The sequence below is a fragment of the Halobellus marinus genome (assembly GCF_032113415.1).
Lineage (GTDB): Archaea > Halobacteriota > Halobacteria > Halobacteriales > Haloferacaceae > Haloquadratum > Haloquadratum marinus.
The window spans coordinates 2444712-2466394 of sequence record NZ_CP134946.1 but is presented as its reverse complement, the minus strand read 5'-3'; the positions used below and the strand labels follow the sequence as shown (position 1 = coordinate 2466394).

General features: G+C 62.2%; 18 protein-coding genes and 1 pseudogene. 6 read left to right on the top strand and 13 right to left on the bottom strand.

The genetic code is table 11. The features are described from left to right. Positions 1-8: 8 nt before the first annotated feature. From RJT37_RS12280 to RJT37_RS12260, 5 genes are read right to left on the bottom strand one after another with little or no spacing between them, the layout of a single operon-like run. Entirely contained in the window at positions 9-1187 is a 1179-nt protein-coding gene (locus RJT37_RS12280) for an ABC transporter ATP-binding protein (RefSeq protein ID WP_313684835.1), read from the bottom strand. Beyond that, positions 1187-2293: a 2-hydroxyacid dehydrogenase gene (locus RJT37_RS12275; protein ID WP_313684833.1), complete on the bottom strand. Its 1107-nt coding sequence runs from the start codon at positions 2291-2293 to the stop codon at positions 1187-1189. The genes RJT37_RS12280 and RJT37_RS12275 overlap by 1 nt, the downstream gene beginning before the upstream one ends. Beyond that, positions 2290-3171 (bottom strand): carbohydrate ABC transporter permease, encoded by an 882-nt coding sequence (locus tag RJT37_RS12270; protein WP_313684832.1) that lies wholly within the window; start codon positions 3169-3171, stop codon positions 2290-2292. Before RJT37_RS12270 ends, RJT37_RS12275 begins: the two co-directional genes overlap by 4 nt. After that, positions 3168-4103, bottom strand: coding sequence for a carbohydrate ABC transporter permease (locus tag RJT37_RS12265; protein WP_313684830.1), 936 nt, complete (start codon positions 4101-4103; stop codon positions 3168-3170). Before RJT37_RS12265 ends, RJT37_RS12270 begins: the two co-directional genes overlap by 4 nt. A 43-nt stretch (positions 4104-4146) precedes the next feature. Further along, the gene (locus RJT37_RS12260) at positions 4147-5634 is read right to left on the bottom strand and encodes an ABC transporter substrate-binding protein (RefSeq protein ID WP_313684828.1); all 1488 of its coding nucleotides are present in this window, start codon (positions 5632-5634) and stop codon (positions 4147-4149) included. A 267-nt stretch (positions 5635-5901) separates the two neighbouring features. On the opposite strand from RJT37_RS12260, the gene RJT37_RS12255 reads away from it, so the two are divergent. Beyond that, the gene (locus tag RJT37_RS12255) at positions 5902-6657 is read left to right on the top strand and encodes an IclR family transcriptional regulator (protein ID WP_313684826.1); all 756 of its coding nucleotides are present in this window, start codon (positions 5902-5904) and stop codon (positions 6655-6657) included. 563 nt (positions 6658-7220) lie between these two features. Here the strand turns inward: RJT37_RS12255 and dgoD are convergent. The 3 genes and pseudogenes from dgoD to RJT37_RS12240 all read right to left on the bottom strand — a co-directional run bounded on the left by dgoD (position 7221) and on the right by RJT37_RS12240 (position 11373). Continuing rightward, positions 7221-8372, bottom strand: a complete 1152-nt coding sequence (gene dgoD, locus RJT37_RS12250; RefSeq protein WP_313684824.1) for a galactonate dehydratase — start codon at positions 8370-8372, stop codon at positions 7221-7223. Between the two features lie 107 nt (positions 8373-8479). After that, a complete protein-coding gene (locus RJT37_RS12245) occupies positions 8480-10009 on the bottom strand; it encodes an FGGY-family carbohydrate kinase (protein ID WP_313684822.1) in 1530 nt (509 codons plus the stop codon). Positions 10010-10077: 68 nt separating this feature from the next. Further along, positions 10078-11373: pseudogene (locus RJT37_RS12240) on the bottom strand (RNA-guided endonuclease InsQ/TnpB family protein). Positions 11374-11607: 234 nt separating this feature from the next. Here RJT37_RS12240 and pdxA point away from each other — a divergent pair. The 3 genes from pdxA to RJT37_RS12225 all read left to right on the top strand — a co-directional run bounded on the left by pdxA (position 11608) and on the right by RJT37_RS12225 (position 15724). Beyond that, positions 11608-12615 carry a 4-hydroxythreonine-4-phosphate dehydrogenase PdxA gene (gene pdxA / locus RJT37_RS12235; RefSeq protein ID WP_313684820.1) on the top strand — a complete coding sequence of 336 codons (1008 nt, stop codon included), beginning with the start codon at positions 11608-11610 and terminating at the stop codon, positions 12613-12615. Between the two features lie 122 nt (positions 12616-12737). Next, positions 12738-14270, top strand: a complete 1533-nt coding sequence (locus RJT37_RS12230; protein WP_313684818.1) for an FGGY-family carbohydrate kinase — start codon at positions 12738-12740, stop codon at positions 14268-14270. Positions 14271-14497: 227 nt separating this feature from the next. Then, on the top strand, positions 14498-15724 hold the full coding sequence (locus tag RJT37_RS12225) for an iron-containing alcohol dehydrogenase family protein (protein ID WP_313684816.1): 1227 nt from the start codon (positions 14498-14500) through the stop codon (positions 15722-15724). A gap of 24 nt (positions 15725-15748) precedes the next feature. On the opposite strand, the gene RJT37_RS12220 is transcribed toward RJT37_RS12225, so the two are convergent. Then, positions 15749-16336, bottom strand: coding sequence for a hypothetical protein (locus RJT37_RS12220; RefSeq protein WP_313684814.1), 588 nt, complete (start codon positions 16334-16336; stop codon positions 15749-15751). Positions 16337-16480: 144 nt separating this feature from the next. On the opposite strand from RJT37_RS12220, the gene RJT37_RS12215 reads away from it, so the two are divergent. After that, positions 16481-17107, top strand: coding sequence for a molybdenum cofactor guanylyltransferase (locus tag RJT37_RS12215; RefSeq protein ID WP_313684812.1), 627 nt, complete (start codon positions 16481-16483; stop codon positions 17105-17107). Here RJT37_RS12215 and yqeC read toward each other — a convergent pair whose 3' ends face one another. The 3 genes from yqeC to epsC form a co-directional block, all read right to left on the bottom strand. Further along, positions 17108-17878, bottom strand: coding sequence for a selenium cofactor biosynthesis protein YqeC (gene yqeC, locus RJT37_RS12210; protein WP_313684810.1), 771 nt, complete (start codon positions 17876-17878; stop codon positions 17108-17110). A 60-nt stretch (positions 17879-17938) separates the two neighbouring features. Further along, positions 17939-18277, bottom strand: coding sequence for a CBS domain-containing protein (locus RJT37_RS12205; protein WP_313684808.1), 339 nt, complete (start codon positions 18275-18277; stop codon positions 17939-17941). 245 nt (positions 18278-18522) lie between these two features. Continuing rightward, positions 18523-19386, bottom strand: a complete 864-nt coding sequence (gene epsC / locus RJT37_RS12200; protein ID WP_313684806.1) for a serine O-acetyltransferase EpsC — start codon at positions 19384-19386, stop codon at positions 18523-18525. Between the two features lie 508 nt (positions 19387-19894). Here epsC and RJT37_RS12195 point away from each other — a divergent pair. Beyond that, the gene (locus RJT37_RS12195) at positions 19895-20470 is read left to right on the top strand and encodes a DUF1684 domain-containing protein (protein WP_390209033.1); all 576 of its coding nucleotides are present in this window, start codon (positions 19895-19897) and stop codon (positions 20468-20470) included. A 50-nt stretch (positions 20471-20520) separates the two neighbouring features. Here the strand turns inward: RJT37_RS12195 and RJT37_RS12190 are convergent, their stop codons facing one another. Next, the gene (locus RJT37_RS12190; protein WP_313684802.1) at positions 20521-21537 is read right to left on the bottom strand and encodes a BGTF surface domain-containing protein; all 1017 of its coding nucleotides are present in this window, start codon (positions 21535-21537) and stop codon (positions 20521-20523) included. Between the last annotated feature and the right edge of the window lie 146 nt (positions 21538-21683).

Sequence of the window (21683 nt, the reverse complement as noted above, 5' to 3'; positions counted from 1 at the left end):
AGGGAGCCTCAGGCCGTCCTGAGGATCCCCTTGTCGTGGAACGACTGCTCGCTCATACCCTGGGATTTGAGCGTCCTCCCATCCTCGTCGAACAGGTGGAGGGCGCTCTCGTCGAATGCGACAGCGACCTGGGTTCCGACTTCCGGCGCGTACGCCGAGTCGACCCTGGCGTCCCACTGTTCGTCGGAGCCGTTGACGTCGAGCGTGAGATAGTTGTCGCTTCCCATCGGCTCGACGACCTTGATGGTCGCATCGAACAGTTCCCGCTGTTCCCAGTTGCTCGGATCACGAACGACCTGGAGGTCTTCGGGGCGAATGCCCAGGCGAACCTTATCGCCGGGCGCTATGTCGATCTCCCCGACGATGGCGTCGTCCAGCGGGTATTCGGTTTTGCCGTCGGTGCTCACGAGCGTGGCCGACCCGTCCCGCTTCTCGTAATTAGTCGACATGAAGTTCATCGACGGCGACCCGATGAAGCCGGCAACGAACTCGTTTGCCGGGTGGTTGTACACCTCGTTCGGCGGGGCCGCCTGCTGGAGCTCCCCGTCGTTCATCACGGCGACGATGTCGCCCATCGTCATCGCTTCGGCCTGGTCGTGCGTGACGTAGATCGACGTGATCCCCAGTTCGTTCTGGAGTTGGGAGATCTCGGTCCGCATCTTCGTCCGGAGTTTCGCATCGAGGTTCGAGAGCGGCTCGTCGAACAGGAACACCTGCGGCTGGCGGACGATCGCCCGCCCGAGCGCGACCCGTTGCCGCTGCCCGCCCGACATCTGATCCGGCTTCTCGTCGAGTTGGGTGGCGATACCCATCATCTCGGCAGTCTCGCGAACCCGTTCGTTGATCTCGCTTTTCGAGAGGTCGCTCGAGTATTTGAGCCCGAACGCCATATTCTGTCGGACGGTCTTGTGCGGATACAGCGCGTAGTTCTGGAACACCATCGCGATGTCCCGCTCTCTGGGTTCGAGCCCGTTGACGACGGTGTCACCGATGCTGATGGTCCCTTCGGTGATCGTTTCCAGCCCGGCGACCATCCGCAGAGTCGTCGACTTCCCACAGCCCGACGGGCCGACGAGCACCAGGAAGTCACCGTCGTCGATCTCAAGGTTCAGATCCTCGACGGCGACGATATCCTCGTTCGGATCCTTGTAGATCTTCGTCACGTCCTCGAACGAGACTCCGGCCATCAATCATCACCTCTTGTGTCGGCTGCGAGAACTTCTTCGTTGGCGAGGTGCGCCGGTTCCCCGTCGTTCAGCAGCGCGTCGATGTCGTCGACGATCATCTCCGAGTGGCGATCGATGACTTCCTCGGCTGCGCCCGCGAGATGTGGGGTCGTGACGACGTTGGGCATCTCCAATAGCGGGTGGTCGTCCGGGAGCGGCTCTTCGTCGTACACGTCCAGGGCAGCACCGCGTAGCGTCCCGGCTTCGAGTTCCGCTTGCAGCGCGTCCTGATCGATGATCGCCCCGCGGGCGGTGTTGATGAAGTACGCGGAGTCGGCCATAAGATCGAACTCCTCCGCGCCGATCAGTCCGCGGGTCGCGTCTGTCACCGGCACGTGGACCGTGACGATGTCGGAACTGCGGCACAGTTCGTCCAGATCGACCTTCTCGACGCCCCACTCGGCCATCCCCTCGGCGTCGATGTAGGGGTCGTAGCCGACGAGGTCCACCCCGAACCCGGCCGCACGCTCGGCGACCCGCTGGCCGATCGCACCGAGACCGACGATCCCGAGCGTCTTGTCTTCGAGTTCCGGTCCTTTCAGTTCGACGTACGGCGAGCCTTTCGCGATGCCCCAGGTGACGTCTTCCCGTTCACCGCCCGCAGCGGAGTCCGACTGGGGTTCTCCCGTGTAGGTCCCCGTGTGGAGCAAGTGATGCGAGTGGGCGATGTGCCGTGTCACCGCCAGAATCAGGCCGAGGGTGAAGTCGGCGACGCTGACGGCGTTCCTGCCGGGCGCATACAGCACGGGAATGCCGCGTTCGGTCGCGGCGCTAATATCCACGTTTGCGTCCGGGCCGCCGCGCGTGCACGCGACGATGCGGAGATCCTCTGCGGCGTCCAGCACCTCCTCGGAGACGCCCTCGAACCCGACGATGAGGATTTCGACGCCGTCCAGCAGGTCGATGAACTCGTCGGTGTCGAACCGGCCTTCCCGCTCGGCGATCGGATGATACTCCACGTCGAGGCCGTTTTCGCTTTCGAGCCGATACAAGTTGTCGTCGTCGATGTTCGCGGTAATCAGGGTCTTCATAGCTTCGGTGTCGCCTCTCTCAGTCGCGATGCTCATTGCTTGACCGCCCCCATCGTGAGTCCTTCCACCAGGTGGTTGCGCAGTGCCAAACTGATCAGAATGACGGGAAGGACGGTGAGCGTCCCGGCGGCCCCGAGCATCCCCCAGTTGATGGAGAGATACCCCATCGACGACTGAATGACGAGCGGCGCCGTCCGGGTGTCGCCTCCGGTCAGGACCAACGCGAGAAGGAAGTTGTTCCACGAGAAGATAAAGGAGATGAACGCGGCGGCGGCGATGCCGGGCATCACGAGCGGCACCACGATCTCACGGAACGCCTGGATGCGGTTGCAGCCGTCGACCATCGCCGACTCCTCCATCGACTGTGGCAGTTCGTCGATGAACCCCTTCACGATCCAGATGATCATCGGGAGCGTGATGAGAAAGTGTACGATCGTCAGCCCGATCAGGCTCCGGTCGAGTCCGACGCCGCTCAGGAAGATGAAAAGCGGCACCATGATCGACAGCGGCGGGATCATCCGGGTCGAGAGGATCCAAAAGCCGATGTGGTGGCCACCGTACACGTCCATTCGAGAGAGACTGTAAGCCGCCGGAACGCCGATGATGACGCTTATCGACACCGCCCCAACCGCGACCACGAGGCTGTTGAACAGGTACTGTGCGAAGTTCTGTTCGACGAACAGCGTGATGTAGTTCTCGAGAACCGGCGTATAGAAGAGGAACTTCGGTGGCCAGTTCATAATAGTCTCCTTCTGCTGGATGCTCACCGTCACCATCCAGTAGATGGGAAAGAGCATCCAGAGGCTGACGACGAACCCGACCGCGTACTTGGCGGCCGTGGTCAGTGCTGCCAGCGGCTCGTCTGCCGCGGATTCCATCGCCGCACCGACGTCCGGAAGTCGTCTCGTACTCATTGCATACCAAGCCCCCTGATGATCCCCATCGTGATTCCGATCGTCACGATGAGGAGGATGATACCGAGGGCGGCAGCCTCACCGCCCCGGAGGTTGACGAACGCGACCCGATAGAGGTAGATGTTCAGAATCTCTGTCGCCGTCCCGGGACCGCCGCTTGTCACGAGCCAGATGATGTCGAAGCTACGGAAACTCCGCATCAGCCGGAAGACAACCGCGATTCCGATCATATATTTGATCTGCGGCAGCGTGATATGTCGGAACACCGCAAGCCGCGGTGCTCCGTCGACGCGCGCCGCTTCGTACATCGTCTCGGGGATGGATAACAGCCCTGCGTACACGATCATCACGATGAGCGGCGTCCACTGCCAGATGTCGATCATTATCACCGTCGCCATCGCGACCGTCGCCGACGACGTCCAGGCGGGCGGCGACATCCCGAGGAAGTTGATGATCATCCAGTTCACGACGCCGATCTGACCGTTGAGCAGCAACCGCCACATCAGCCCCGTCGCGATCGGTGTCATCACCATCGGGAGGATGAAAATCGTCCTGAATATCGGCCGCCAGTTGCTGGAGAGCGACCGCAGGTACAGCGCCAGGGCGACACCGAGTATCAGTTCGAGCGTCACCGAGACGCCGGTGAAGATCACGGTTGCTCTGGCAGACCCCTGGAAGCGATCGGAGTTCAGAAGCGCCTCGTAGTTGGCGAGACCGACCCACGCCCGCGTGTCGGCTGCGAGCGGCCACTCGTGGAAGCTCATCCAGATCCCCTGGATAAACGGGTAGATCGCGAGGAAGGCCAAGATTGCGACCGAGGGGAGCAGGAACAGCCACTTGAGCGTCCGGTCGGAGATATCGAGCCGGTTCAGCAGCGGCTGCCGGGAGCCGACCCGTCCCAACCGCGAACGTACGTATTTTGCTCCGAGCATAATAATGAGAGGAAGTCAGTCCGATGTGTCCTCTCGAAGGAGGTTACAGGTACTCCTCCGGGATTTCCTTCGCGTACTCCGTGATCGTCGGGGCCGCGTCGTTGAGCGCCTCCGAGGCGCTCTTGCTGTCGGTCACGGCGCTGTTCATCGCGATCGCCGCTTCCGTCATCATATCCATATTCTGCGGCGTGTGGAGCGGCACCGGCGGCGGGTCCGAGGGCACCATCTCCATTCCCTGCCTGTGCGCCTCGTTCCAGGACTCCTTCGGACCCAGCTCCTGGTACTCCTCCTGCTCGAACAGCCAGTTGGAGCGTGCGGGACCGTAGACGGCCTGTCCCTCCCACTGCTGGGTGTTCGTGAGCAGCATCATCGGCCGCGAGAGCGCCCACTGCATAAAGAGCCACGCGGCGCCGGGGTTCTCGGTGTACTCGCTGATCCCGAGTCCCCACTCCCAGGTGCTCGCGAGTTGGGTGCCGTCCGGGCCGGGAAGCGGCGGCAGCCACTCAGTCCGGTCGATCTGTTCCTGCGTCCACGGACCGATCGCCGACGGCGTGTGCAGCGCCATTCCGACGTTGCCGTTGCCCATCGCCTGGTTCGAGCGGTACCAATCGAAGTTCCCGATGTCGCTTGGCCCGTAATCGCCCATCATCTCCGCGAAGATCTCCAGCGACGCGATCCCCTGCTCGGAGTTCAGCGTCGCTTCGCGCGCTTCGTAGTCGAGCCACTCGGCGTCGTACGACTTGAACACCGTGGCCCAGTTAGCCGACGACAGCGTCGTCGAACTTGCACGCGACGCGATTCCCGCGCGGTCGACTTCGTCGGATTCGTGGATCGCCTTTGCGAGGTCGCGGAGTTCCGGGTAGCTGGACGGCGGCTCCATCCCGACCGCCTCCACTGATGGCACGTCGTACGCCACTGCGCCGTACGCCTCGACACCGAACGGGAGCGAGATCAGATCGTCGTCGCCGTATGTGAAGGCGTTCAGCGCCGACTCGGGCCAGTCTCCCATCGCGAGCCAGTCTTGGTCGGTCAGGCTCGAATCGCTGATGTACTGGTTGAGGTCCTTGACCCAGCCCGCGTTGTGATAGCGGGCGCTGGGCCACAGCCCGAGGAAGAAGCCGTCGAAGACACCACTCTCGTTGTTGAGGTCGAGCGTGAGCTTCTGCCAGAGCTGGTCCTCCGGGAACGTGTTGTAGGTGACTGAGATCCCCGTCAGTTCCTCGAAGTACGGGAGCAGCGGTTCGGTGACTGACGTGAACGGATGGACGTTCATCCCGAAAATCAGGGACGTCCCCTCGAACTGCTGCCAGTCGATGCCGGACTGCCGCGCGTACTCGTTGATCCGCTGTCCCCACTCTTCGACGGCTTCGGACTGAGACGGGAGGCCGTCGTCGCCTCCGCTGTCGCCGCCGCTGTCGCCTGAGCCATCGGAGTCGCCGCTGCCGCTGTCTGTCTCGGTCGATCCGCCGTTACCGCCGCCTCCACAGCCGGCCAGGCCGACTGACGCGGAGACGCCGAGCGACTGCAGCATTCGTCGCCGTGAGATCCATGTTCGATTATTGTCTGCCATATATTCTACTCCGAAACAGGAGACGCCCGCACCGACAATCCGCACCTCGGCTGGGCACTCCCGTCCCGTCAGAAGCAGTTGTAATCTATCATCATAAATATTTCCCCGAGACTGGATCAATTTCAGTTTCGGGCTCGGCGGCGAGCAGACCCGTATCTCGCAGATGGATTCACCCTGTTTGTTCGACGATTCCGAACAATTATGCAGGTCGCGAACCAGAAAGCACGTATGGGCCGAGACGATCCGCCGGTGAAGGCGACGGCGACCAGTGCGCGGGTGATCGACGCGTTGCTGGAACTGGATGGAGCCACAGTGACAGAGGTCGCAGACCACCTCGATCTTTCCAAAAGTTCGACCCACAACCACCTCGAGACGCTGCAACGCCTGGGATATATCAAACAGGACGGCTGGCAGTACCACGCGAGCCTGAAATTTCTGGAGATCGGGACGACGGTCCGCCGTCGATACGAACTCTACCAGTCCGGGGCTGAAGAGGCCGAACGGTTGGCTAACGCCGGATTTACGGCGAATCTAGTGGTCCTCGAAGACGATGCCGCGGTCTGCATCGAAACGGCAATCGCAGAGGACAAAGAGACGGTAGTCGATACCGGCGACCGCTTGCCGTTGCACTGCACCGCTGCCGGGAAGGCATTGCTCGCTGCCCTCAGCCGTGAGGAGGCGGAATCACTCCTCAGAGAGACCCAGTTGACCGAGTGGACGGACAACACGCTCACAGACCAAGCCGCGCTGTTTGAAGATCTCGCCGAGGCACAGAATCGCGGGCTCGCCTCGAACCGTGAAGAGTGGCACGAGGGTGTTCGTGGCATCGCTGCGGCCATCACCGACGCGGACGATGCACTGCTCGGCGCGATAAGCGTCACCGGAAGCACCGAACAACTGTCCGGAAAGACGTTCCAGCAGGACGTCTCGGGGCTCGTTCTCAGCTCAGCGAACCGGATTCGAAAGCGAATACGGCAGGAGTAGTTCGTCCCGATATCAAATTGTTCTCTAATAGCGAAAAACGCCGATTCGGTGCGGCGTGTATCCGCCCGGTTACGACTGAGGATCTACCATAATCGTACACAACAGATACGAATCTTCGGCAATACCGAACAAAATTCCCCTGCCGGATCACGATCTTAGAGGATATTACCAGGATCCGATAGCGAGTCCCTCCTCATCGAAACTGAACAGGTCCGTTTCATAACATCTGTACTTTTGTTACACTCTCCGGGGAGTACGGGAGCATCGACGAGTGACCCATAGGGAGGCAGGTCCTAACAGTGGTACTGAGAAGATGCCATATCCTGCCGTGAACATTCTGAACGCCCGTCGACTGCCGTTATCATCTGAAGCGGTTCGAACCGTTCGAATCTCGCTTCGCTCTCCCGCTTCGAGGGGCCGGGGAGAGCGAACCGCGATCGATCAGTTCACTTCGCCCGTACGAATATCCGAAAGCGAGGCAACGAAGTCCACGGTGAGAATTTGTTCGGTGTTACAAAATATATTGTCTCGGCTCTCCCTTCCCATCCCCGATGATCGGTCGCTTACCACTCGGCGATGCTGCCGTCGTGGTGATACCAGATGGGATTCTGCCAGTCGAGTTCGGTCTGGGACTGACGGCGGACGTATTCCTCGTCGATATCGATGCCCAGTCCCGGTCCGTCAGGCGGCGTGACGTAGCCGTTCTTGAAGTCGAAGACGGTCGGGTCCTCGAGATACGCCAGATGCTCGTTGTTCGTCGGGTCGTGGATATCGAGATTCTGGGCCTGGTTTATCGCGTTATGGACGGACATATCCAACTGGACACAGGCGGCGAAAGCGATCGGCCCCAGGGGACAGTGCAGGGCCACCTGGATGTCGGCCGCTTCGGCCATATTGGCGATCTTCTTCGTCTCGGAGATCCCCCCTGCGTGGGAGGGGTCAGGCTGGATAATGTCGACGAGGCCGTTGTCGATGGTGTGTTTGAACTCCCACCGGGAGTATATCCGCTCCCCGGAGGCAAAGGGCGTCTTGCTGTGTGCGGCGATGTCCGGCAGCGCCTCGAAGTGTTCCGGCAACAGCGGTTCCTCGTAGAACATCGGATCGTACTCGTCCATCTCTGTCGCGGCCCACTTGGCCATCCCCTTCGTCACCCGTCCGCGGAAGTCGACCGCGATATCGATACTGTCGCCGACTGCGTCCCGGACGGCAGCGACCCGCTCACACGCCTTGTTGACGGTCTCGGGGGAGTCGATTCGACGGAACTGGCCGATCGGCGCCATCTTGAGCGTGTTGTATCCGTTTTCGACCTCCGAGACCGCGGCGTCGGCGACGGCGGCGGGACTGTCACCGCCGATCCACTGGTAGATCTGGATTCTGTCCCGTGCTCGTCCGCCGAGGAGGTCGTAAATCGGCGCGTCGTAGTGTTTTCCCTTGATATCCCACAGCGCCTGGTCGATGCCGGCGATCGAACTCATCAGAATCGGCCCACCGCGGAAGTGTCGACCCCGGTACATCGCCTGCCAGTGTCGTTCGATGTCGAGCGGATCCTTCCCGATGAGGTAGTTGTCGATGATCTCCGAAACCGCAGCGACGGTGGTCCGGGCGTGACCCTCCACAATCGGCTCACCCCACCCGACGAGCCCCGTATCGGTCTCCAGTTTGAGGAACACCCATCGGGGGGGCACCTCGAACAGTTCGTAGCTGCTGATTTCCATACGTCTCCAAGGGTCAGTGACCTCATATACGTTTGGCAGACAGCCCCGACCCTGACGTGCGATGTAGGGAGTATGGAGCGCCTCTTTCACTCGACGCCGCGGCCAGCTCAGAGATCGAAGGAGAGTCGTGTTTCCGCCTGAAGGCGGTCGATACTCTCCGTGCGCGTCTGCCAGAGATCTTGCATCCCCTCGTACGTTTCTCTGTACGTCTCGTACCATTCGTCGTAGATCGGAACCGATGCCTCGCGCGGTTCGTTGACGCTTTCGTATGTCGTTGTTTCTCTGACAGTGTCTTCGAGATTATCGATCGCGCCCGCGCCGACCCCCGCAAGCAGCGCGACACCTCTGGCACCGAATTCCTCTCCAGCCGGGACAGCGATCTCGGCGTCCAGGCAGTCGGCGAACAGCTGACACCACAGGTCCGATCGGGCGCCGCCGCCGCTCATCCGGATCCGGTCGGCGTCAGCGTCGATATGTTCGTAGCAGTCCCGCATCGCCAGCGCGACGCCCTCGTAGACGGCTCTGAGGACGTGTTCGCGGTCGTGATCCGGAGTGAGACCGACGAACTGGCCGCGCGCGTTGGGGTCGTTGAAAGGGCTCCGTTCGCCCGAGGTGCTCAGGTAGGGGTGATACAGCAGTCCGCCGGCCGTCGCCGGCGCCGATCGTGCGGCCCGCTCCGCCCGCTCGAACCCCCAGTCCGGCGTCAACTCGGCCAGCGCCCAGTCGAGATTCGGCGTCCCGGCCATCGACGCCATCACGCGGCTGTAGAGTCCCTCGAAGAGCGCGATCGTAAATCCGTGCCCCTGCAGGTCCGCCGGCGGTTCCGAGAGGAACGACTGGTTCAGCGATGTCGTCCCCACCACGGAGGAACTGTCACCGGGTGCGACCGCGCCGCACCCGATCGCGCTCGCGACGACGTCGATCAGCCCGGAGACGACCGGCGTCTCGGCCGGGAGCCCGGTTTCTTCGGCTGCATCGGCGGTCAGCGTGCCGATCACGTCGGTCCCCGGGACGAGGCGCGGCAGCATATCAGTCAAGCCAGGAACGTCGGCGAGTTCCGGGATCTCGGTCGAATACGAAAGGGAGTCGATGTCGAGAAACGGCAGCGACGCCCCGCTGTAATCCATCGTCCGTTCACCGGTCAGCCGGTATTTGATCCAGTCCTTGCAGAAGAAGGCCGTCTCCGCGTCGGCGATCGTTCCCGGTTCGTTGTCCGCGAGCCACTGGAGTATCGGGAGCGCCGCGCCCGGGAAGAGGTCCGAGCCGGTTATCTGCCGCACGCGCTCGGCTGTGCCGTCCTCCTTCCAGTCGGTGACGTACTCGGCTGCGCGGCCGTCGGACCAGAGGATCGCCTCCCGAACCGGGTCCCCCTCCTCGTCGATCAACCAACAGCCGTCGCCCTGGCCCGTGATCCCGATCGCGACTACCTCCGCGTCGTCCAGTGCGTCGACGGTCTCCCGGATCGTCGCGGCGGTTCGTTCCCAGGTCGTGTTCATCCCCTGTTCGACCCATCCAGCGCGCGGCGTTTCCAGCGGCGTCTCCCGGGTCGTCTTCGTCAACTCCTCGCCACCGAGCGTGAACGCGGCGGTTTTGATGTTGGTGGTGCCCGCATCGACACCAATCAGTACGCGCTCCATACCCCGTAGTGAGTGAACGGGCCGATTTGAATGTTACCCCGCGCACGGTGGCGCGGGGAATCCTGCTCTCACGAGACGAGGCTTCCTGTTTCCACGACGTGACTTGCAGACACTTCATAGATGTCATCCGTGTCCGTAGTGGTCACAGTCTCGACAGGTCGTTCGAAAATCGAAGATTTTCGTGATCACGAGAGACGAAGTCTCTCGGACGACGTTGATTCGGGCCATCCCAGCCCTAGTGCAGCAAATCCACGCTTGAGAACGTTCATCGCCGCATTCGCATCTCTAGCTGTTTCGAACCCGCACGCTGGACAGGAGTGGTCCCTGACCCAGATCGGTTTCGCCGTCTCCACACCACACCGGGCGCACTCTTTCGTTGTCCCCTCGGGTTCGACCTGCACGACGTGCGTGCCGTACAGGTCGGCCTTGTATTCGAGGAGAGTGATGAACTGCCGCCACGCGGCATCCTGCTTGTTGCGACTGTTGTGCGACTGCTCCACCATCTCCTTCACGTCTAAGTCCTCGACAAACACCGCGTCGTACTCACGGACGAGCCACGTCGTAATCTTGTGCTGGTAATCCAGCACTTTGCGACGAATTCGACGCTTCACCTTGGCAACCACTCGACGGTGGTTCTCCCAGTTGTTCGATCCATTCTCCTTGCGAGACAACTTCTGTTGCTCGCGGCGCAGACGCTCGTATTCGTCTTCGAGATCGAGCCACTCTACAGTCGTCCCGTCCGAGGTGTGGATGTAGTTGAGAATGCCGAGGTCAATCCCAACACTGTTGCTCGCGTCTAACGAGTCCACGTCGGGCTTCTCGGGCAGAGCGGTATCATCTGTTTCCAATCCGAAGGAGACGAACCACTCGCCGGTCGTCTCCTTTTTAATCGTGACTTCTTTGATCGTGGCGTAGTCGGGGATTGGACGCGAGTAGCGGATTTTCACCCACCCGATCTTACTGAAGCGGAGGTAGGCGTCTGTGTCGTGGCCCCTCTTTTCATCGAGGTCGAAACCAGACTGGTTGTACGTCACACTCCGGTAGTCGGTGGGCGCTTGGCGTGTGAGCCGACCGACGTTGTACCCCTTCTCCTTGAGTTTGCTCAGGACGGTGAGATTGTGGTGGAAGCGTGCGACGGTGGCTTGGGCGGCTTTCGAGTGCAGTTCACCAAATATCGGCCACCGCTGTTTCCACTTGGGGAGTTTGTTGTTCTGGTCATACTCGCTCGGCTTGTCGTCCGCTGGGCTGTTCTCGTACTCCCAGCGGACATGATTGTAGAGTTGGCGATGAACGTCGAGATGGTGCTCCAGTCGCTCCGCTACCTCGTCTGTCGGGTAGGCTTGATAGCGGTGACTGTATTCCATCGCTGTCTATTGATTATCGATATGTCGACTCAGTGGTTTGTATCTTAGTGTGACGGCTTCATTGCCGACCACGGTGGGTCGGAGTATCCACCTCGATCTATATATAAATTCCCCTGCGGAGCCGATCAGCTCCGGATTGCTGATCGAATCGCTCCTCGGACGGTCGCAGGAACGAAACGCCGACGAGTCAAGGGCGAGCGAAAGTTTAAATATCATCATCGAGCAGGATCGACCGTGTCAGAACAACAGCCATTTATCGCGTTGACGATGGGCGATCCGGCCGGCATCGGCCCCGAAGTGACGCTGAAAGCCGTCGCGACCGACCGCGTCCACGAGGCGGCGAAGGTCGTGGTTCTCGGGGACTACGACCACCTCACCGGCCTCGCCGATCGCCTCGATATCGACGTCGATCTCCGACGGGTCGATAGTATCGATGCGGTCACCGCCGGCAGACCGGTCGACGTGATCGATTTCGACAACGTCACCGACTTCGAGTACGGCGACCTCCGGGCAGAGAACGGACGGGTGAGTCTCGAATACGTCGAGCGGAGTATCGATCTCGCGATCTCCGGCGAGGTCGACGGGCTCTGTAACGCGCCGATCCACAAGCAGGCAATCAATATGGCGGGCAGCGAGTACGCCGGCCACACGGATATGATGGCCGATCGGACCGACACCGAGCGATACACCGCGCTCCTGACCGACGGCGACATCAACGTCACCCACCTCAGTATCCACGTCCCACTGTCCGAAGCCATCGAGCGTGTGACCGAAGAAAACGTCCTGGACGCGATTCGGGTCACTCACGAGCGGATGCCCGAAGCGGGTATTGAGGACCCGTCACTCGGAGTGGTCGGAATCAACCCGCACGCGGGCGACGGGGGCGTAATCGGGACGCTGGACGACGAGGAAATCGCCCCCGCAGTCGAGCGAGCGCGCGAGGAAGGGATCGATGCCGAGGGGCCGCTCCCGCCGGACAGCGCGTTCAATCGCGCGCTCGACGACGACTACGACTGTATGGTCGCGATGTACCACGACCAAGGCCACATCCCGCTTTTCGTGAACAGCCACGTTGAGGGCGGTGGCGTCGGCGCGACGGTGCTCATCCTCGGCTTTCCGTTCGTGCGGGCGACGACGCTCCACGGGACCGCATACGATATCGCGGGGCGAGGGATCGCGGCGCCGCACAGTATGATCACCGGGATCACGCTGGCGGCGGACGCCGTTCGGCACGGTTCATAGCCGCTCGGCGGGAAGCGACAAGAGTACTCAGTATCGGCCGCCCGACTCGACTTCCGGTGGCTTCCCGAACCGCGCTCTCCCCACGAAACATCCTTATACTTTAATTATTAATTGGAAACTTGATGGATCGATACCTGCTCGGTTACGACATCGGGACCACGAACTCGAAGGGCATCCTCGTCGACGCCGACCTGAATCTGGTGGCGGAAGCATCGATTCCGCACGGGGTCTCTACCCCGAAACCCGGGTGGGTCGAACAGGACGGCGAGACGGTCTGGTGGGGCGAGTTCACACAGATCGCCAGGCGGTTGATCGAGGAGTCAGACGTCGCGCCCGAAGCGATCGCGGGCGTTGGAATCAGCGCGCTGGCACCGAGCGTACTGCCCCTCGACGACGACGGGACTCCGCTCCGTCCCGGCATCCTCTATGGGGTCGACAGCCGCTCGGAGGCGGAGATCGATCTGCTGAACGAGCAAATCGGCGAGGACCGGATCTACGAGGTCTGCGGAAACACGCTCACATATCAGTCGGCCGGGCCGAAGATTCTCTGGTACAAGCGGAACGAGCCCGACCGGTTCGAGCGCACCGAGAAGATCGTCGACGCCGTGGGATACGTCGTCTCGCAACTCACCGGGGAGTACGTGATGGACAACGCCGTGGCGTCGTTCTTCCATCCCCTGTACAACCTCTCGACGCTGGAGTGGGAAGACGAGATGTTCGCGGAGCTGGGTCTCGATCGCGACCTGTTGCCCGAGACGAAGTGGTCGACCGAAGTCGCGGGGGAGGTAACGCCCGAGGGCGCCGAAGCGACCGGGCTCGCGGTCGGGACGCCCATCGTCACCGGGACCGTCGACGCTGTGGCCTCGCTTTTGAGCGTCGGCGGCGTCGACCCGGGCGACACTGTATTTATGTACGGGACGACCGGCGTCATCTACACGACGCTCGCCGAGGAACGGAGCGCCCCGGAGCTTTGGGCGACGCCACACTGTCTGCCCGGGAAGTACGCCATCGCCGGCGGGATGGCGACGTCGGGGGCGGTCACCGAGTGGTTCGCCGATCAGTTCGCCGGCGAGGCGGCCTTAGACGAGGGAACGGGCAAGGAGAGCTACGAACTGCTGAGCGAACGGGCCGCGGAGATCGAACCGGGGTCGGACGGACTCGTCGTCCTCCCGTACTTCAACGGATCGCGCACCCCGATCAACGACGACGGTGCGCGCGGGACGATCGCGGGACTGACGCTTTCGCACACGAAGTATCACGTCTATCGGGCGATCCTGGAGGGCGTCGGCTACGGGTTCCGGCACAACCTCACGGTGATGGACCGCGAGAACGTGCCGATCGAGCGGGTGTTCGCGATCGGCGGCGGCGCCCGGAGCGACCTGTGGCGACAGATCGTCAGCGACATCACCGGGTTCGAGCAGGACTACATCAGTACGCCGCTCGGGTCGCCGCTGGGCGGGGCCTACCTCGCTGGGCTTGGCACGGACGTGTTCGACGGATTCCGGACGTTGAAGGCAGCAACGTCGGTCTCGACGACGACGATTCCTGATTCGTCGGCCAAAGAGCGGTACGACGAGTATTATTCGATCTACGAGGACCTCTATCCGTCGATGAGAGACGAGATGCACCGGTTGGCGTCGCTAGGAGAAGAGTAATAATTATATTTATAATCAGTTAAATTATATAAAGTTTAGAGTATTAAACATATCGTAGCCTCTAAAAGCTTTTCAGCGGATAAGACATCCTATTGAATTATAAAATACTATATGTTTATTCTAAAACATTCGATATATTACTAATTTATCAGTCGCTGAACGGAGCATAAACGCACGTTCCATTTTAAGAGGTAAGATTTTGTCATATCTTCGCATACTCCGAATCGATGGCTAACGTAGATGGATTCACCTTCGACTTCCATCCGGGGAAAATCGACGTCGGATCCGGGGCCGTGGGTCGACTCGGCGACGAACTCGAAGCACTGGGATACGAGCAAGCGCTGCTCGTCAGTGGTCGCACCGTCGGGACGACGCCGGCGGTGATAGAGCCGATCCGGCGAGGCCTCGGTGACCACCTCGCAGCGGAGTTCCCGCAGACGACGCCCGCGAAGACGCTCGGGACGGCGCTTGCCGGCGTCCAGCAGGCGATAGCCGCAGACGCCGATGTCGTCGTCGCCGTCGGTGGCGGGAGTACCTTGGACACCGCGAAGGTGCTGTGTGCACTGTCTTCGCACGGGGCGTCCGCGGCTGCTGTCGCGGAGCGTGCGGTCGAAACTGGGAATATTCCGATCGACGACGAGCCCCTTCCGCTGATCGCGGTGCCGACCACGCTGGCCGGTGCAGACCTCTCAGACATCGCCGGTGTGACGCTCACACTCGATCGCGTTGCAGAGATCGACGAGAGTGGCACAGACCCCGACAGCGGCGGGGTTCGCGACCCGCGGTTGATGCCAGAGGCGTTGTTTTACGACACCGACCTCTATCGGACGACGCCGACGTCGGTACTCGCTGCATCCGCGATGAACGGCTTCGACAAGGGAATCGAGGCGCTTTACTCCCGTCTCTCGACGCCGATTACTGACGGGACCGCGGCACGCGGGTTGCGGCTACTCAGTTCGGGACTCGGCACGGTCCACGAAGAGTCGATGGACGAGTCACGACTCGCAGACGTCCTCGCGGGAATCGTCTGCGTCCAGTACGGACTCGCGGGGGCAGACGGGTACCGGGCGTCGATCATCCACGCGTTCGGCCACGGCTTCTCACACGGGTACGACGTCCATCAAGGGACGATTCACGGGATCGTCGCCCCGCACGTCCTCCGGTACGTGTTCGACGAAGTCGACGGGCGGCGGGAGTTGCTCGCGGAGGCGCTGGGCGTCAGGAACACGGCTGACTCTTCGAGTACCGTCGCGGAGCGCGTGATCGACGCCGTGGCGGCCGTCCGCGACGACCTCGGCCTCCCGCGCCGCCTCCGCGATCTCGACGCCGTCGACCAGCGAGAGTTCCCGATGGTCGCCGAGGCGATCCACGACGACAGGCTGCTGGCTGTCGCGCCCGAAGGCGTCGATCCGAGCGTCGAGGACATCGTCGGCGTGTTAGAGCGTGCGTGGTGACTGCTGGTTATTGACTGACCCGCCTCACTCGTCGAAACTGACATCAGCCGCCGAGAGCGCCTCGGCCAATCTGGAGTCCGCGGGAACGGCCTGCCGGAAAGCCCCCGAGTCGATTTCGATATCGCCGTTGACTGAGAGAAAGCCCAGTCCCCCCGTCGATGCGTCTTCGAGGTTGACGAGAAAGGCGACTTTCCGGACGGCGCCGACGCCGTCGACGGACAGTTCCGGCTCGATCGACCCATAGAGGTGCCGGTACTCGAAGACGTGTTCGACGCATCGGGCCGTGGGGGCAAAGAGCAAAAGCAGATGCACACCGGGACCGTCACGGGCGAGTCGTGTTCTGAGGTCGTGCTCGTCGTCCGCGTAAAAGTACCGCTCCATCCGGCGGTACTGCCGGATGATGTCGTTTGCGCCGCCGGCCATCCTGACTGCGGGATCGGCTTTCAGTTCGACCAGGTACGCGACGCGCTCGGGTGGTTGGGTTCGCGCGTACACGTCGACGGCACCGCGGTTGCCGTAGTAGTCGTACGGCTCTTCGAGCCCGACGTCGGGATCCTTGAAGGCCGCCTCGAAGTGCTCGACCACGGCAGACGCCAGTTCGTCCTCCCGCATCAGTTTCACCGACACCCTCATCGGATATATGCGCTCCGCCCTGCACCTGGGTCGTGAACGATCAACGGCAAAGCGCAGCTGCTGAGTGAACGCCCCCGGTTGCGACTCGCCACGTTCTTTGTGATCCCCCGACTACTGAGTTGTATGCCAGCAGGAGTCGTGCTCGCGGGCGGTCGCTCGACCCGGTTCGGCGACCGCGACAAGGTGGTGGCGGATCTCGCTGGAACGCCGATGATCCGCCGTGTGACGGACCGAATCGGCACTGTCGTCGACGAACTGGTGGTCAACTGTCGCGAGGACCAGGTCGACCCGATCAACGATGCGCTCGCGGGGAGCGGCTTCGACCCGTCGTTTGCGCTCGATCGGACGCCGGACGAGGGGCCAATGGCGGGCATCAGATACGGGCTGGAAGAAACCGCCGCCGAGTACGCTCTCGTCATCGCCTGTGATATGCCCTTCGTTGACCCCGCGTTCGTCGAACACCTGTTCGACCGCGCTGCGGGTCACGACGCCGCCGTCCCGCGTCCCGACGAGTGGTACCAGACGACGCAGGCAGTCTACCGAGCGGCACCGATGGCCGCCGCCTGTCGACGCGCGCTGGATCGCGGCGACCGGAAGATCATCGAACCGCTATCCGACCTCGACCGGGTCGTCGTCGACCGCCAGGAAATCGAGCGAGTGACTTCGATGGAGACGTTCGAGAACGTCAATACCCAAGAGGAACTGGAGGCCGCCGCGGCGCGGCTTCTGGCGGCTGGGGAAGAGGAGTAATCAGACGACGTCGACGATCGGATCGCCGGCGCGCATCTCCGCGAGAACGACGCGCGGGACGTCGACCCGGTCGTGAATCTCCGCCGCGACCTTTCGGGCAGTCGTCGCCAACTCCGGGGTGTCCACCATATTCAGGAGTGGAATCGTCTGTGCACCCGCAGGCACGTCCTTGCGACCCCCCGATTCGCTTGCGAGCACCGCGGCGACGTCCGCCGGACGGATCTCTTCGCCCGGCTGCAGCCCTGTCAGATCCGCCACGTGATCGACCCGATGGACCAGTTCCTTGGAAAGCGGCTCACCGACGACGTGGACGCTCGCGATCGGGATCACGGTGTCCGCCGTCGACGGTAGCTGTGGTTCCTTCTCCGAGGGTGCCTTGAAGCGTCGCATCCGCGCGCCGTCGGCCTTCACGAGCACGGGAAGGTCGAGCGGCGCGAGTCGATCGACCACCGCGGGATCGTACCCCAGGTATCGGTCGTCGCGTTTCTCCTCCCGTGCGGGGACGACGCCGAGGGGCCACCCGGCCGAATCGTTCCCGTCGCTGGCCGCTGGCTGTGCCGGCTCAGTCAGGGCCGATTCGACGATTGCTGCCGGCTCCTCGGTAACCTCGACGCGAGCCACCCACTCGTCGAAGATTGGAATCCGGACGGTGGCGGTCACCACTGCCCGTTCCAGGCGTGCGGCGAGTGCTGCCATCGTGGTCTTCTTGCCGCCGGCCCCGACCACGCAGGTCGTACCCGAACCGGCGTCGAACGCGTCTACGAGGTTCATACCGTAGAGAACGTCCGCAGGAATTTGAATCGTATGTTTCGGGCGTGATGCGGCGCCCCTTCAGGAGAGTTCCGCGGTGATGTCGGTCGAGGAGACCATGCCGATCAGGTCGTCGTCGACGACGGGGAGGTGGCTAAAGCCGAAGTTCTCCATCATCGCTGCCGCCTCCGTGAGTCTGAGCGACGGCGGGACCGTCTCGACCGATCTGGTCATCACCTCCGAAACGGTGGTCTCCGCGGGGTCCAGTTCCCGGGCGACGGCGTCGAGCACGTCCGTACTCGTCACGATGGCAATCTCCGTCGTCGGAACCAGCAGAGCGTTGATGTTCTCCTCGCGCATCCGTTTCGACGCCTCGACGAGTGTCGTCTGCGGGCTGATCGTTACAAGGTTCCTGGACATTACATCACGGACTAACGTGGACTCGGTCGCCATATCGATATGCACGGCGAGGGGGGATTTCGTCTTTTCTACTGTCGGCTGTCCCTATTGCAAGATATTCGCGACTCTGGGGTCGCAAAGTGCTTCACAGACGTCCAGCAGACAGTATCGTCACCGGCGTCGTCGGTCGTGGATGCGATCGCCCGGGTAGGAGTCGGTCTCGGCCCGCTCTTCGGGAAAGTCGAGGTCGTCTCCGAGATCCGTCGTCACTCGTACCGTTTCAGTTCCTGCGTCGGATGATCCTTGACGTACACCTTCGAGTGATCCGGGACGTCCTCCGTGATCCAGGAGTTCGCGCCGATGCTTGTGTGATCGCCCACCGAGATATCGCCGAGCACCTTCGTGCCGGCGCCGATGACGACGTGGTCGCCGATCGTCGGATGCCGCTGGTAGCCTTTCTTAAGGGCGTGTTCCTCACCTTCCTCCTCCTCGAAATGCAGCGCGCCCAGTGTGACGTCCTGATAGAGTCTCACCCACTCCCCGACAGTCGCGGTCTCGCCGATGACGACGCCGGTGCCGTGGTCAATGAAGAAGTACTCGCCGATCTCCGCGCCCGGGTGGATGTCGATTCCGGTCTCCGTCTTCCCGTACTCGGTGAGTTCGCGGGCGTACTCCTCGGCGCCGATATCGTAGAGGACGTGAGCGACGCGCTGGATCTGAATCGCCAAAAAGCCCGGATACGAGCGGATGATCTCCATGTGCGTCTTCGCCGCGGGGTCGCCCTTGTACGCGGCTTCGACGTCTCGCTTGAGCAACCGGCGAATTCGAGGAAGACTGTCGAGGACGGCCGCGACGATCTCGTCCGGGCGTCCGTCGATGTACGGACAGATCCCCGCTTTGAACAGGCTCCCTAACTCGTCGAGGTGATCGAGGACGGCCAGTTCGTCCCGAACCAGCGTCGGTGCGTTCCAGCAGGTCGGGAAAAACAGTTCCTGCAACAGGGTAATCTCGTCGCGCCGGTGTTCGCGATCGGGGAAACACGCGCTCACGCTGGTCGGAAACGGTTCCTCGTCGTCAGCATACGACGCGGACAGTCGTTCGTGGGCGTCGCCGGCGTACCGATATTCCATATCGCTGGTTCGGGATATGAACGTATTATAGTAGCGTTTGCAACCCGTTACCGATGCGATCGGTCCTGAGCATCCACTCGTGATGGTGGAGACGTGGAGAGGCGCGACTATCGGGGCGCTCCCCGCCCGTTATCCCGCCGCCGCTGCCGTCGCATATCGAGAGGTCAATCGACGTTGCAGTGCTCATAATCAGTCAATCGGCGCCTCGTAGTCTGGCGATAAGTCCCGACGTGGATTCTCGGAAAGCCTATCATATCCGTCGATTCAGTTCGAAATTTCGACCTTTTACTCGGAGTCTGACAGGCGAAAACAGTTTCATCGTGCCCGCCACCACAAAACCGGTAGAGTCCATCGAAGCGGTGATACACCCACCGGTCGTGCGCCTTCGACTGCCGACCGCGCAAGTGTTTTTGTGTACAATGCACAATACCGAGGTGAAGCGACGAAAGCAGAGAGCGTGTGTACTGGATCCACTCGTTTCAGCTGCCACGCTCGCTCTGCAGCCCATATAGATAGTATGACACGCAACGACAATTGGCGCGAGGCCATCGAGCAGGACCGCGAGCAGAAGGAACGATACTTCCGAGAACACCACCGATCACCCATCCCACCGGACCTCCGGGGGGAGGCGTTCCCGGGGCTCGAGTACTACGAGGTAGATCCCGCCTACCGGTTCGAACTCGAACTCGACCGATACGACGACGCCGAGACCGTCACAGTCGAGACGACCGCCGAGGGAGAACAAACGTACCGGCGAGTTGGGCAGTTCCGATTCGAGGTCGAGGACACGGAGGTGTCGCTCGACGCCTTCGAGCCCACGGACGGAAGCGACCGGCTCTGGGTCCCCTTCCGCGATGCGACCAGCGGAGACGAGACGTACGGTGCCGGCCGGTACATCGACCTCGAACCCGACGAACATCGCACGGCGGACGGAACGTGGATCCTCGATCTCAACCGCGCGTACAACCCGACCTGTGCGTACAACCCCGCCTACGAGTGTCCGCTGGTCCCGCCGTCGAACTGGCTCGAGATCCCGATCGAAGCCGGCGAACGCGACTTCCCGGCCGAGGTCCACACACACTAATCGCGAGCGTTTCGGCGGGCCGACGACAGCAGCGGTGGAAAACGGTCCCGCTACCGTTTCACGAGAACCGCGGCCAGGACTGCCCCGGCGACGATGAAGGCGCCACTCAGGAGGCCGCCGATTGCCAGCGACCCAAGCCCGGTCCCCGCGGTTCCGGTTCCGCCGGTCGGTGCGGCAGTCGTTTCGCCGGTCGGCGTGCGGGTCGTCGGTGACTGGACGACGAGGGTGCCGACGTCGACGGGATCGTCGCCTCGTGTGGCTCCGGCGTACAGCGAGACGTCGTAATCGGCGGGAGAAAGCGCCGAGTCGAGATCTGTCTCCGCCTGGAGTTCGACCGTGTCGCCGCCAGAGGTGCTGAGGCTGTCGCCGCCGCGTCCCGCCAACGAGGTGTCGACGTAGAGGACCGCCTGGCCGTCGCCGTCTTCGTCGCGGACGATCGCTTCAAGCTCGTAGTTCGAGTCGCTCTCGTTGCCGAGCACGACAACGGCCTCGTCAGTGCTGTCGCTCTCACCCTCGAAGGCGATCGGAATCGCGGCGACGCCGCCCTGGTCGACCAGGAAGATGTTCTCGCCGAACGCTACCGGCGCGGCGGGGCCGTCAGTTTGCGTCGGCGTCGTCGTCTGTTCCGGAATCGGCGTGGGCGTGCCGCTCGGGGTCGTTCCCGCACAGTCCCCGCCACAGGCGACGATCTCGCCCGGAACCTCGGTTTCCGCGGACCCGTTCTCGAATCGGGCCGTCAGCGTAAACGAGTCACCTGCTGCCTGGGAATCGAAGTCGAAGGCGACGGCCCACGTTCCGTTTTCGGTAACGACCCCGCTCGCGGTTTTGAGAAAGGCGGGTGTCGTCTCACTCGTCGAGCGAACCCGCACCAGTATCTCGGTGCCGGCCGGCGCGGTGGCCGTCCCGCGTACCACCTGCGCAGAGCCGTTTGCGACCGTCAGCTCCTCGCCGTCGTGATCGACAGTCACCGTCGGCTCACCCGCGACCGGCATCGCAAGCACTGCCGGCGCGAGTGTTGCCGAGAGGAGCACCACCGCGAGCAGGAGCGATCCGCTGCGGCTACGCATCCGCCACCTCTGCACGGCCGAGCAGCGTGGTCGTCGATTCCGGTACGCGATCGTTCAGCATCGGACTGGAGGGCATACAGGTCCACCGAGGTCCGGGATCGATTAAGAAGGTCCGATTGCTTCGAGAGCCGTTTTATCTATTCTCC

Coding starts and splice junctions, on each gene's coding strand:
- RJT37_RS12275 (WP_313684833.1), bottom strand. CDS start 2,293: ATGAGCATCGCGACTGAGAGAGGCGACACCGAAGCTATGAAGACCCTG.
- RJT37_RS12245 (WP_313684822.1), bottom strand. CDS start 10,009: ATGGAGCGCGTACTGATTGGTGTCGATGCGGGCACCACCAACATCAAA.
- yqeC (WP_313684810.1), bottom strand. CDS start 17,878: ATGAACCTCGTAGACGCGTTCGACGCCGGTTCGGGTACGACCTGCGTG.
- RJT37_RS12230 (WP_313684818.1), top strand. CDS start 12,738: ATGGATCGATACCTGCTCGGTTACGACATCGGGACCACGAACTCGAAG.
- RJT37_RS12220 (WP_313684814.1), bottom strand. CDS start 16,336: ATGCGGGAGGACGAACTGGCGTCTGCCGTGGTCGAGCACTTCGAGGCG.
- RJT37_RS12190 (WP_313684802.1), bottom strand. CDS start 21,537: ATGCGTAGCCGCAGCGGATCGCTCCTGCTCGCGGTGGTGCTCCTCTCG.
- RJT37_RS12270 (WP_313684832.1), bottom strand. CDS start 3,171: ATGAGTACGAGACGACTTCCGGACGTCGGTGCGGCGATGGAATCCGCG.
- dgoD (WP_313684824.1), bottom strand. CDS start 8,372: ATGGAAATCAGCAGCTACGAACTGTTCGAGGTGCCCCCCCGATGGGTG.
- RJT37_RS12205 (WP_313684808.1), bottom strand. CDS start 18,277: ATGTCCAGGAACCTTGTAACGATCAGCCCGCAGACGACACTCGTCGAG.
- RJT37_RS12255 (WP_313684826.1), top strand. CDS start 5,902: ATGGGCCGAGACGATCCGCCGGTGAAGGCGACGGCGACCAGTGCGCGG.
- RJT37_RS12225 (WP_313684816.1), top strand. CDS start 14,498: ATGGCTAACGTAGATGGATTCACCTTCGACTTCCATCCGGGGAAAATC.
- RJT37_RS12215 (WP_313684812.1), top strand. CDS start 16,481: ATGCCAGCAGGAGTCGTGCTCGCGGGCGGTCGCTCGACCCGGTTCGGC.
- RJT37_RS12260 (WP_313684828.1), bottom strand. CDS start 5,634: ATGCTGCAGTCGCTCGGCGTCTCCGCGTCAGTCGGCCTGGCCGGCTGT.
- RJT37_RS12265 (WP_313684830.1), bottom strand. CDS start 4,103: ATGCTCGGAGCAAAATACGTACGTTCGCGGTTGGGACGGGTCGGCTCC.
- RJT37_RS12280 (WP_313684835.1), bottom strand. CDS start 1,187: ATGGCCGGAGTCTCGTTCGAGGACGTGACGAAGATCTACAAGGATCCG.
- epsC (WP_313684806.1), bottom strand. CDS start 19,386: ATGGAATATCGGTACGCCGGCGACGCCCACGAACGACTGTCCGCGTCG.